The organism is Kribbella sp. NBC_00482 (assembly GCF_036013725.1).
Classification (GTDB): Bacteria; Actinomycetota; Actinomycetes; order Propionibacteriales; family Kribbellaceae; genus Kribbella.
Genome location: NZ_CP107881.1, coordinates 3,003,455 through 3,015,392, shown reverse-complemented (window position 1 = coordinate 3,015,392; position 11,938 = coordinate 3,003,455). Strand labels below are relative to the sequence as shown.

General features: G+C 69.2%; 8 protein-coding genes. 4 read left to right on the top strand and 4 right to left on the bottom strand.

From position 1 onward, the window contains the following. Positions 1 to 28: 28 nt before the first annotated feature. From OHB24_RS15100 to OHB24_RS15085, 4 genes are read left to right on the top strand one after another with little or no spacing between them, the layout of a single operon-like run. Entirely contained in the window at positions 29 to 1,630 is a 1,602-nt protein-coding gene (locus OHB24_RS15100; protein WP_327639640.1) for an AfsR/SARP family transcriptional regulator, read from the top strand. After that, positions 1,627 to 2,895 (top strand): type VII secretion protein EccE, encoded by a 1,269-nt coding sequence (locus OHB24_RS15095; RefSeq protein WP_327639639.1) that lies wholly within the window; start codon positions 1,627 to 1,629, stop codon positions 2,893 to 2,895. The genes OHB24_RS15100 and OHB24_RS15095 overlap by 4 nt, the downstream gene beginning before the upstream one ends. Beyond that, the gene (locus OHB24_RS15090; RefSeq protein ID WP_327639638.1) at positions 2,892 to 3,533 is read left to right on the top strand and encodes a helix-turn-helix transcriptional regulator; all 642 of its coding nucleotides are present in this window, start codon (positions 2,892 to 2,894) and stop codon (positions 3,531 to 3,533) included. The genes OHB24_RS15095 and OHB24_RS15090 overlap by 4 nt, the downstream gene beginning before the upstream one ends. Further along, complete coding sequence (locus tag OHB24_RS15085) at positions 3,530 to 5,155, top strand: right-handed parallel beta-helix repeat-containing protein (RefSeq protein ID WP_327639637.1); 1,626 nt, start codon at positions 3,530 to 3,532, stop codon at positions 5,153 to 5,155. Before OHB24_RS15090 ends, OHB24_RS15085 begins: the two co-directional genes overlap by 4 nt. Positions 5,156 to 5,241: 86 nt before the next feature. On the opposite strand, the gene OHB24_RS15080 is transcribed toward OHB24_RS15085, so the two are convergent. From OHB24_RS15080 to glgX, 4 genes are all read right to left on the bottom strand, one after another. Further along, on the bottom strand, positions 5,242 to 5,430 hold the full coding sequence (locus OHB24_RS15080; protein WP_327639636.1) for a hypothetical protein: 189 nt from the start codon (positions 5,428 to 5,430) through the stop codon (positions 5,242 to 5,244). A 158-nt stretch (positions 5,431 to 5,588) separates the two neighbouring features. Further along, entirely contained in the window at positions 5,589 to 7,310 is a 1,722-nt protein-coding gene (treZ, locus tag OHB24_RS15075) for a malto-oligosyltrehalose trehalohydrolase (RefSeq protein ID WP_327639634.1), read from the bottom strand. Positions 7,311 to 7,315: 5 nt separating this feature from the next. After that, positions 7,316 to 9,712 carry a malto-oligosyltrehalose synthase gene (treY, locus tag OHB24_RS15070; protein WP_327639633.1) on the bottom strand — a complete coding sequence of 799 codons (2,397 nt, stop codon included), beginning with the start codon at positions 9,710 to 9,712 and terminating at the stop codon, positions 7,316 to 7,318. Continuing rightward, positions 9,709 to 11,826 (bottom strand): glycogen debranching protein GlgX, encoded by a 2,118-nt coding sequence (gene glgX / locus OHB24_RS15065; RefSeq protein WP_327639632.1) that lies wholly within the window; start codon positions 11,824 to 11,826, stop codon positions 9,709 to 9,711. Before glgX ends, treY begins: the two co-directional genes overlap by 4 nt. Positions 11,827 to 11,938: the final 112 nt, after the last annotated feature.

Sequence of the window (11,938 nt, the reverse complement as noted above, 5' to 3'; positions counted from 1 at the left end):
GTCATCGTCTCCCCGGATCGTATGTGTCATGAACGGTCACGCAGCGCACACACCAGACCGGTTGAGCTTCCGGGTGCTGGGCCCGCTCGAGGTCGACGGGCCCGACGGGCACCCGCTGGACCTCTGCGGCGGCAAGCCGGCGACCGTGCTGACCCTGCTCCTGCTGCACCGCAACGCCTGGGTCAGCACCGAGCAGCTCGTGGACGCGGTCTGGGCCGGCCGGGACGTGCCGGCCTCGGCGCAGAACAACCTGAAGACGTATGTCTGGCAGCTCCGCCGCTCGCTGCCCGAGGAGCGGATCGAGAGCCGCCCCGGCGCGTACCGGGTGCGCGTCCTGTCCGGCGAGCTCGACGCCGACGTCGCCGCCGCCCTGTGCGACGAGGCCCGTGAGTTGCTCAGCCGGAAGGACGCGGCGCAGGCGGTCACCGTCGTCCAGCGTGCACTGAGCCTGTGGCGCGGTGCGCCGTACGACGCTCTGACGGCGGATGCGACGTCTGCCGTGGACCGGCTGACCGAACTGCACCGGGCGCTGCGCGAGGACCTGGCGGACGCACAGCTGCTGCTGGACCGGCCCGCCGAGGCGATCGCCGTACTGCGGGCGCTGACCGAGGAGGAGCCGCTCCGGGAGCTGGCGTGGGCCAGGTTGATGGCGGCGTACCGCCAGGTCGGGCGGCGGCACGACGCGCTGGCGGCGTACCAGCGGGCCCGGACCGCGCTGGTCCGCGACCTGGGGATCGAGCCGGGCGCCGAGCTGACCGCGCTGCACCAGCAGATCCTCAGCGAGGAGTCTCCCGCGGTCCTGCCGACGCCGGTGCCGCCGGTGAGCTCGAACCTGCCGCCGCGGGTGCGTACCTTCGTCGGTCGCGGTCCCGAGCTGCGCGCGCTGCGCGGTGCTGCCGGCGTGGTCACGATCGACGGGATGCCGGGCATCGGTAAGACGGCGTTCGCGCTCGAGGTCGCCGCCGCCTCCGGTTTCGAGACCCAGCAGTACGTCGACCTGAACCGCCCGACGTCATTGCCGTCGGCAACCGGCGGCCTGCTGATCCTGGACAACGTCGAGCACGCCGACCAGGTCCGGCACCTGCTGCCGAACGACCCGGCCGCGCTGGTGCTGGTGATCAGCCGCCGCCGGCTCTCCGATCTCGACCGTACGGCGGCCATGACGCTCGACGTACTGGCACCGGACGAGGCCGCGAAACTCACCGACCTCGAGCAGATCCTGAGCTGCTGCGGTGGACATCCGGGTGCGATCCGGCAACTGGTCGAGCGACTGCGCAACCGGCAGCCGTGGACCGTCGCGCGGATCGCCGCCGGCCTCGAGGACCAGACGGCGCGCCGCCAGGCGCTGAGCGAGGTCCTGGCCCGGTTCGACGCTGCGTACCAGGCGCTCCCCGGCCCGGCCCAGCGGCTGTACCGGCTGATCGGGATGACAGGACGCTTCGACCTGCGCCAGGCGGCCCGGCTCACCGGCACCAGCCAGTCCGAGGCCGAGCTGATGATCGATCAACTGATGGACCTCAACCTGGTCACCGAGCCGGCGCCCGGCCGGTTCGAGCTGCACCCGATCGTCCGCGATCACGCCGGCCAACTGCTGGTCATCGCCGGACCCAAAGCGGAGCTGGTCGCATGACGTCCGCCGCTTTCGGTGCGCCTGGGCAAGAGGGCGCGTCGCAGTACGCCGGGACCACCACGACCCTGCCGCAGGCGACGGCAGTCGGGATGCCGCTGGCCCAGCCTCGGGCGCAGCAGCCGCCGACGCGCACCCTGATCGCGGCGGTGGGTTCGGTCAAGCCCTCCGAACAGAAGCTGCACCTGGCCGCCGAGCCGCCCGCTCCGGCACCGGTCCCAGACACCGTCGAGCTACCTGACAGGGCCGTCCACGTCGGACAGATCATCTGCTGGCAACTGGCCGTGGTGGCCGTCGGCGCGGCGACCACAGCGTCCCGGACCGTACTGATCCTGACCTCGGTCGCCGCGGTATCGCTGGTCCTGCTCACGGCCGTCCGCATCCGCGGCCTGTGGCTGTACCGCTGGGCGGGCGTGCTGCTCGTGTTCCTGGTACGGCGACGCAAGCACGACCTCGGCGAGGACATCGCGGTCCGGCTGGTCAGCACGTTCCACGGCCGGACCTCGACCGACCAGGTTGTCGTCCGCGAGCAGCCGTACGGCGTCCTCAGTCGACCGTCCGGTGCAAGCGTCGCACTACGACTCGGTCCGGACGCTCAGCACCGGCTGCTGCCGCAACTGGGGCAGCTCGCGGAGGCGTCGGACGAGCAGCCTGTCGGAGTCGGCGTACAGCTGATCCTGCACACAGGGGTCAAGCAGAACCAGCCGCCGCGGGCGTGGATCGCGGTCGCGGCCGAGCGGACGCCGGACATCGCTACCGACGAGCAGTTGCGGCAGGTACTCGCCAACACGGTCCGTCGCCTCGTTCGGCGGCTGGACCGCGAGCAGGTCGAGAACATGCCGCTCGACGAGTCCGACGTACTCGCGTCCCTCGGCGCGCTGGCCCACGCGAACGCCGGCCGCGGCCAACTCCACGAGCGCTGGACCTCCTGGTCCTGCGGCCCGGTCCGGCAACTGTCCGTACGACTGGCCGGATCCGCATCTTTGCCTGCAGCAACTACTCAGGCGTTGATCGGCGCGCTGCTCGGTACCGGAACCGGTGCCGCGCAGACGATCGCGGTCACCGCCACCTCAAGCTCCGCCCACTCGACTTCCGCCCGCCACGACGTCGTACTCCGCCTGGCCGCATCCCATCCGGCCACGCTCGACACGGCGTTCTCCGTCCTGACCACGCTGGCCCGCTCCTTCGGGGTCGAGCCCGAACGCCTCGACGGGCGGCACGCCGCCGGCGTCGCCGCCACGCTACCTCTGGGGGTACCTCTCTCATGACCGTAACCATGCTCAACCCACCCACCGGATATCAGCAGATCCCTGCCCACGGAGGGCTCGCCGAGTTGCTCGCGTCCGCGGAGGACGAGGTGATCACCCTGAGCACCCTGGCCGGTCCGACGTTCGGGCCGCGCGAGGTCAAGCACGGCGTGCGCTACCGGGCGATCTTCCCCGACCACGCGCGGACCACGCCGACCGTCGGCCGGCATCTCGGTGCGCTGTCGCTCGCCGGTGTCGCCGTACGGACGATCCCGCAGGTGCCGATGAACGCGATCGTGATCGACGGTTCGGTCGCAGTACTCCCCGCCGACACCTCCAACGGCAGCATCGCGGTTCTGCGGCTGACCAGCGTGGTGATGACCGCTCTGGAGCTGTTCGAGCGGATCTGGCCGGACGCGGTACCGCTGGCCGACCGGGACCTGCCGAACGAGACCGATCTGTCGCTGCGCGAGCAGGAGATGCTGCGCCTGCTGGCCCTCGGCGCGACCGACGAGGTGGCCGCGGCGCACCTGGACATCTCGGTGCGGACGGTACGCCGGATGGTCGCGCAGATCATGAACCGCCTCGGCGCCCGCAGCCGTTTCCAGGCCGGCGTCAAGGCCGCCGACCGCGGCTGGCTCCTCGAGCGCGCGTCATGAGGATCCTGCCCGTCGCCGCCGATCGTCCCGGCGCCTACCAGACCGTCGGCGCCGCTCTTCTCGAGGCGCCGGACGGAGCCACGGTCGCGATCGCGGCCGGGACGTACGCCGAGACGCTCGAGCTCACCGGGCGCTCGGTGACACTGCAGGCCGAGGACGGCGCGGACGTCGTACTGGACGGATCAGGCGCCGACTGGCCCACGATCCGCGCCGTCGACGGCACGCTGACCCTGCGTGGCCTGGAGATCCGCGCGACGGACGGGATCGCGGTCTCGGTCGACCGTACGGCGCTGACGATCGAGAACTGCACCATTTCCGGGCGCACCCGGCCCGCGGTCAGCGTGCACGCCAGTACGTCGTTCACCGTCGAACGCTGCACGGTGAGCGGTGCCGAGACCGGGATCGTGGTCGAGGGCGCCGGCGGGCAGATCCTGGACACGACCGTCCGGGAGATCTCCGGCGACGGCATCGTCGTCGCCCTGGGCGCCGATCCGCTGATCCGCGGCTGCACGATCACCGGCTGCGGCAGGCGCGGCGTGTACATCTACCAGTACAGCCGTCCGGAACTCGTCGACGTCGAGATCGGTCACACCGGCACGGAAGGCATCGGCGTTGCGCACGGCAGTACGCCGACTGTCCGCCGGCCGACCGTGCACGACACCCGCGGGTCGGCGATCACGTTCGCGCCGGGCTGCGGCGGAGCGGTCGAGGGGCTGCGGGCGACGAACACCGCGGACCCCGCGCTGTCGATCGCGGCGGGCAGCACGGTCGAGGTGATCGAGCAGAGTACGGCGTCGGCCGAGAACGGCCCGGTGGACGACCTGCTCGGCGACCTGGACACGATGGTCGGGCTGCCAGGCGTGAAGGCCGAGGTACGGGCGGTCGTCGACGAGATCCAGGTCAACGAGTGGCGGAGCTCCGCCGGGCTGTCGATCGGCGCGGTCAGCCACCACCTGATCTTCGCCGGTGCGCCGGGGACCGGGAAGACCACCGTTGCCCGGTTGTACGGGAAGCTGCTGAAGGCGCTCGGCGTACTGCCGGACGGCGGGTTCATCGAGGTGTCGCGACGGGATCTCGTCGGTCAGTACATCGGGCACACCGCGGAGAAGACCGCGCAGGTCTTCGAGAAGGCGCTCGGCGGCGTGCTGTTCATCGACGAGGCGTACACGCTGTCCCGCGCGGCCGGTAACGGCGACTTCGGGCAGGAGGCGATCGACGCGCTGGTGAAGCTGATGGAGGACCACCGCGACGAGATCGCGATCATCGTCGCCGGGTACACCGCCGAGATGAACGACTTCCTGGCCGCCAACCCCGGCCTCGCGTCCCGGTTCTCGAAGACGATCGAGTTCGAGAACTACAGCGCCGAGGAACTGCTGCTGATCACCGACCGGATGGTTGCCGGGGGCGACTATCTGCTCGACCCGGCGGCCGGCGTACCGCTGACGTCGTACTTCGACCGGATCGCGGACGGCCCGAACTTCGGCAACGCCCGGGAGGCCCGCCGCTTGGTCGAAGGCATGCGCAAGGCCCAGTCCCAACGCCTGCGCGCCCTCGGCCGCCGCCCCTCCATGGACGAACTCCGCTCCCTACTGGCCGACGACGTCATCACCGCCGCCGGCTGAACAGGGCATACCACAGCGACCGTCGTACGGCGGCCGCTGTGGTGCGATCGGTGACCTGGTCTGGCGGGCCCTGCCACCGGGTGGTGTTAGTTGAGGGTGTGCTTGGGTACGTCGCGGTCGCGACGGCGCTCGGGGCGGGTTTCGTGGGCCGCGAGCTCCGGGGTCCGTGGGGCCGGGCACACCGGGCCGCGGCGGATCGGGCCACCACCCAGTTTCCGGCTCTTCCACTGCTTCTCTTCGTAATCGTAGTAGGTGTCGACGCCTCCGACTGTCATCCGGTCCTCCCGTCAATCCCCCGTCCCCTGCTGACTTGATCCACAGTCCGTCACCGGAGGCTCAGCAGCAAGTGATTCCGGAAATCACCACGGATCAACATGCTCGAACGCCGTCTTGTGTTGGAATGACCCACAAACGTGCACTTGTTTGGAAAATCTCAGACGGCGAGGATCGCGACGCCGTGAGTAGGCAACAGGACTCCGTCGTCGGTGAGCTCGGCCCCGGCGAACGACATCACCAGGTAATCCGCGTCGACGGGCACCACCGCGGAGGACGCGGTCAGGTTCGCCACCACCCGCAGGCTGCCGCGGGTCACCACCAGCCAGGCCCCGGCCGGGTCGAACGCGAGCCCGACGGACTCGAGCCGGTCATCACGCAACTCGGGCATCCGGGCCCGGAAGGTCAGCAGATGCCGGTACCAGGCGAGTACGTCGCGATGCGGCGCCTCGTCCGGCTCGGACCAGTCGAGCACCGAACTCCGCCACGTCTGCGGATCCTGCGGGTCCGGGATCTCGTCCGCGTCCCAGCCGAACTCCGCGAACTCCCGCCGCCGGCCGGTCCGCACCGCGTCGGCCAGCGCGGGCTCGCTGAAATCGGTGAAGAACCGCCAGGGTGTCGAGGCGCCCCATTCCTCACCCATGAACAGCATCGGCGTGTACGGCGAGGTCAGCACCAGCGCGGCGCCGATCGCGAGCTGTCCCGGCGTCAGCGCCGGACGGTCGCCGAGCGCCCGGTTGCCGACCTGGTCGTGGTTCGACGTGTAGACGAGGAACTCGCCACCGCGGTGCTTGCGTGGATCGACCGGCCGGCCCCAGTCCTTGCCACGGAACGTCGAGTACTCCCCGTCGTGCAGGAACACCCGCGTCAGCGTCTTCGCGAACACGGCCGGATCCCCGAAGTCCACGTAGTACCCGAACCGCTCGCCGGTCAGCAGGGCGTGCAGCGCGTGGTGGAAGTCGTCGCTCCACTGCGCGGTCAGGCCCATCCCGCCTTGCGACACCGGCTCGACCGTGCGCGGGTCGTTGAGGTCGGACTCGGCCACCAGCCCCAGCGGCCGTCCCACTTCGTTGGACAACGCTGCAGTTTCTGTCGACAGCTGCTGCAGCAGGTGCGTCGGGCTGTCGTCGACCAGCGCGTGTACGGCGTCCAGCCGCAGTACGTCGATGTGGAAGTCGCGGAACCAGCGCAGTGCGTTGTCGCAGATCCACCGTCGTACCTCGGTACTGCCTGTGTCGTCGAGGTTGACCGCGGGGCCCCACGGGGTGGAGTGGCGGGTGGTGAAGTACGGACCGAAGCCGGCCAGGTAGTTCCCGCTCGGGCCGAGGTGGTTGTAGACCACGTCGAGGCAGACGGCCAGGCCGGCGTCATGACACCGGTCGACGAACCGCTGCAGTGCTTCCGGGCCGCCGTACGGCTCATGCACCGCGTAGAGGTCCACGCCGTCGTACCCCCAGCCGTGTACGCCGGGGAATGCGGCTATCGGCAGCAGCGAGACCACCTCTACGCCGAGCACAGCCAGGTAGTCCAGGTGCTCGGCGGCGGCGTCCAGCGTGCCTTCCAACGTGAACGTGCCCAGGTGGAGCTCGTAGAAGACAGCACCGCGTACGTCGCGACCTGTCCAGCTGTCGTCGTTCCACTCGAAGCGGTCCGCGTCGAAGACCCGGCTGAACCCGTGGACGCCGTCCGGCTGCCAGGGGCTGCGTGGATCGGGTAGCGGGTCACTGCCGTCGACGGCGTACGCGTAGTCGGTGCCGTGGTGCGCCTCGACGACCTGGCGTTCCCACCAGCCGTTGTCGACGGAGCGCATCGGCAGCACACCGTCCTGCAGCACTAGGTCGACGTTGGTCGCCTCAGGTACCCAGACGCGGAAGGTGTGCATGGCTGTCAACTCCTGACCAGCAGGGCAACCGGCAGGTCACTCAGCAGGTCGACGATCCGGGAGGCACCGCTACCGACGTCGCGGCCGGTCAGCACGTTCTTCCACTGGCCGCTCGGCAGGACCACCGTGCTCTCGCCCCAACCGCCCAGACGCTGCAGTGCGGCCGGCAGCCTGGTCGCCACCGTGATGACCGCGTCTCCGCGAGCGAACGCAACCGCATGTCCGTTCGACGTCGGGAGCGGCGTATAGCTGCCGGCAAAGGCGACTGGGTACTGCCGGCGGAGGCGAAGCGCTCGTGACGTGACGAGCAGCTTCTCGTCGGACAGGTCCTCCGGCTTGCCGCCGTCATCCAGACGCTGCAGCCGATCGATGCGCTGCTCGTAGTCCACAGGACGTCGGTTGTCGGGATCCACGAGGGACAGATCGACCAGTTCGGTGCCCTGATACACGTCCGGTACGCCGGGCATCGTCAGCTGCACCAGCTTCTGTCCGAGCGTGGCTGCGCGCACGTAGTCGGTCTGCTCGTCTGCAAAGCGACGTACCGAATCGAGCACGGTGTCGTCGTGCAGGACTGCTGTAGCGAAGGCTGCGACGGTCTGCTCGTACTCGTCGTCCGGAGAGATCCAGCTCGTGTGCCTCTTCGCTTCGCGGATCGCCTTGAGAAGGTAGGCCTGTAGACGGTCCTCAGCGAGTGGTCCGTCGTGCCAAGCGCCGAAGAGCGTCTGCCAGAACAGGTACTCCGTGCTGCCGTCCAGCAACGGGCTCCGGTGGTCTTCAGAGAGCCGGCGCCACTCACGCACCGCCTCCGACCAGGCCGCCGGCTGCTCGGACAGTACGCCGAGACGCGCGCGGACGTCCTCAGAGCGCTTGGTGTCGTGAGTGGACAGCGTGGTCATCGTCTTGGGCCAGTGCTGGTTCAGCTGAGCGGCGTACGCGTGGAACTCCTCCGGCGTGACGCCGAAGTGCTCCGGGTCCCCACCGACCTCGTTGAGCGACGTGAGCCGCAGCCATCGGTAGAACGCGGTGTCCTCGACGCCCTTGGCCATCACCGGCCCACAGGTCTGCTGGAAGCGCACGATCAGCTCTGCGCGTGCCTGCTCGTCGATCGCGTTCGTCTCACGTCCCAGCAGGAGGTGCAGTACTACGTCGAGCGTCGCCTGCCTGTCCTCGTCGAGATTGGCCCGTGCCTTCTCGGCCGCACGCTCCATCGCAACAGCCGCAGCAGCGGGCGCCTCTTCACCTGGTACGACGTACGCGCGGTAGACGTCGAACTGGACCAGTAGCTCGGCCACAACCTCGTGGAACGCCCGCCTGGTGTGATCACGCAGTCGTACGTCGTCCTGGCAGATTCGCGCCAGCAACTCGACCAGTCGATGCACCTCGGCGTACTGCCCGTGCCGGACGATCTCGCGCTTCGCTTCCTCCACAACAGGCCCGAAGTCGGCCGGTGCGCCGGTGAGCTCCGAGTGCAGTGCTGCAAGCGGTGCAGCACCAGCAGGGTCCACGAACAGCCCGCCGACGCGCAGCAGGGCGTCGTACCCGGTGGTGCCGGCGCAGGGCCAGTCACGCGGGAGCTGCTCGTCGCCTTCCAGGATCTTCTCCACCACGACCCAGGCGCCGCCAGTGCGCTCGGCCAGTCGACGCAGGTAGCCGCGCGGGTCCGCCAGGCCGTCCGGGTGGTCGATCCGATAGCCGGTGAGCTTGCCCTCGTTCAACAGCGCGAGCAGGAGCTGATGTGTCGCGTCGAAGACCTCCTGCGTCTCCTGACGTACTGCGGCGAGCGTGTCGACGTCGAAGAACCGTCTGTAGTTCAGCTCCTCGTCAGCGACCCGCCAGTGCGCGAGGCGGTACCACTGCTCGGTGACAAGCTCCTGGATCGGCAGCTCCTCGGTCCCCGGCCGCAGCGGGTACTCGTGCTCGTAGTACCGCAGTACGTCGCCGTCGACCGACAACTCGCCGTCCGCCAGCACCTTGCCGATCCGCTGCCCCAGCACCGCCATCAGCAACGGCTGGTTCCCCGCACCCCAGTCGACGTCGAACCAGTCCGCGTACTGCGAACCAGGCCCGAGCCGCAGCACCGACCACAGCGCCTTGTTCAGGCTCTCCGGCGTCGGTACGGCGACATGGTTGGGTACGACGTCCGCGATCGCACCCATGCGGTGCTCGGTGAGCTGCGCGGACAACCGGTCGAACGCGGGGCGCCCGCCCATCGGCTCGGACAGCCGGCTGTGGTCGACCACGTCGTACCCGTGGGTGGAACCGGGTGCGGCCTGCAGGATCGGGGAGAGGTACGCGTGGGAGATCCCGAGGCCGGCCAGGTACGGGACCACCGCGGCGGCGGCGTCGAAGCCGAACTCGCCGCGGAGCTGGAACCGGTAGGTGGCCTGCGGGACCGCCGTCATCCGGCCGCCTGCCTCGGGCGGGTCAGGACCAGGGTGGAGCGGGCCTCCAGTTGGACCGTCGTTCCGGCGGCATGTGGCTCGTCGACGCCGGCGCCGGTCGCACTCGTCGTGTCGACGACGACTGTCCAGTTCTCGCCGTACTCCTCGGGCGGGAGAAGGAAGTCGACCGGCTCGTAGTTGCTGTTCAGGAGGATCAGGAACGAGTCGTCGACCACGGGCTCGCCGCGGAGGTCCGGTTCGGAGATCGCGTCGCCGTTCAGGAAGACCGCGATCGCCCGGGCGTCGTTCTGCGTCCAGTCGCCGTTCTGCATCTCGGCGCCCTTCGGCGCGAACCAGACCAGGTCGCCGAGTCCGTCGATGCCCGTGTCGCCGTGGAAGAAGCGGCGGCGGCGCAGCACCGGGTGGTTGTTGCGCAGGCGGACCACGGACCGGGTGAACTCCAGCAGGTGCTTCTGCGGCTCGCCGAGCCCCCAGTCCACCCAGGCGATCTCGTTGTCCTGGCAGTAGACGTTGTTGTTGCCGCTCTGCGTCCGGCCCAGCTCGTCGCCGTGCGCGATCATCGGCACGCCCTGCGAGATCAGCAGCGTGGTGAGGATGTTGCGCTGCTGCTTGGCGCGCAGTCGCAGTACCTCGGGGTCGTCCGTCGCGCCCTCGACACCGCAGTTCCAGGAGCGGTTGTGGCTCTCGCCGTCCTTGCCGCCCTCGCCGTTCGCCTCGTTGTGCTTCTCGTTGTAGGACACGAGATCGCGCAGCGTGAAGCCGTCGTGGGCGGTGACGAAGTTGATACTGGCCAGCGGGCGGCGGCTGTCGTCCTGGTACAGGTCCGACGAGCCGGTCAGCCGGGAGGCGAACTCGGCCAGGGTGTACTGCTCGCCCCGCCAGAAGTCCCGCACGGTGTCGCGGTACTTACCGTTCCACTCCGTCCACAGGGGCGGGAAGTTGCCCACCTGATAACCGCCGTCGCCCACGTCCCACGGCTCGGCGATCAGCTTCACCTGGCTCACCACCGGGTCCTGCTGGACCAGGTCGAAGAACGCCGACAGCCGGTCGACCTCGTGGAACTGGCGGGCCAGCGTGGCCGCGAGGTCGAAGCGGAAGCCGTCGACGTGCATCTCGGTGACCCAGTAGCGCAGCGAGTCCATGATCAGCTGCAGCACGTGCGGGTGCCGCATCAGCAGGCTGTTGCCGGTGCCGGTGGTGTCGTAGTAGTGCGACTTGTCCTGGTCGACCAGGCGGTAGTACGCCGCGTTGTCGATGCCCTTGAACGACAGCGTCGGACCGAACTCGTTCCCCTCGGCGGTGTGGTTGTAGACGACGTCGAGGATCACCTCGATGTCGGCCTCGTGCAGCGCCTTCACCATCGCCTTGAACTCGGTCACCTGCTGACCGCGGGTGCCGGTCGACGAGTAGGCGTTGTGCGGCGCGAAGAAGCCGATCGTGTTGTAGCCCCAGTAGTTCGACAGGCCGAGCTCCTGCAGGTGGCCGTCCTGGGCGAACTGGTGCACCGGCATCAGCTCGATCGCGGACACCCCGAGCTCCTTGAGGTGCTCGATGACAGCCGGGTGGCCGATCCCGGCGTACGTGCCGCGGATGTTGTCCGGCAGCCCCGGATGTGTCTTGGTGAGGCCTTTGACGTGCGCCTCGTAGATCACGGTCTCGTGGTACGCGTGGCCCGGCGGGCGGTCGTTGCCCCAGTCGAAGAACGGGTTGGTCACCACCGAGAGCATCGTGTGCTCGCGGTTGTCCATGGTGTTCAGTTCGTCCGGCTTCGCGAACCGGTAGCTGAACAGCGACTCGTCACCGTCGATCTGCCCGTCGACAGCCTTCGCGTACGGGTCCAGCAGCAGCTTGGACGGGTTGCACCGGTCGCCTTCGGCGGGGCTGAACGGCCCGTGCACCCGGAAGCCGTAGCGCTGTCCCGGCTGCACTCCCGGGAGGTAGGCGTGGTGCACGAACCCGTCCACCTCGGTCAGCTGCACCAGCTGCTCGGTTCCGTCGTCGCCGATCAGCGACAGGTCCACTCGATCGGCAACTTCCGAGAACACCGCGAAGTTCGTCCCGGCGCCGTCGTACGTGGCGCCGAGAGGGTAAGGACGACCAGGCCATTTCTGCACCTGACGACAGTAGCCACCCCCGCCCCCGGCCACTGCACCGCCGGGTGTTTCGGTTGCGAGAATTCACCGGGGAAGGGCTTGCAGGAAGCTGCAAGACTTGTAACGTCCCAAT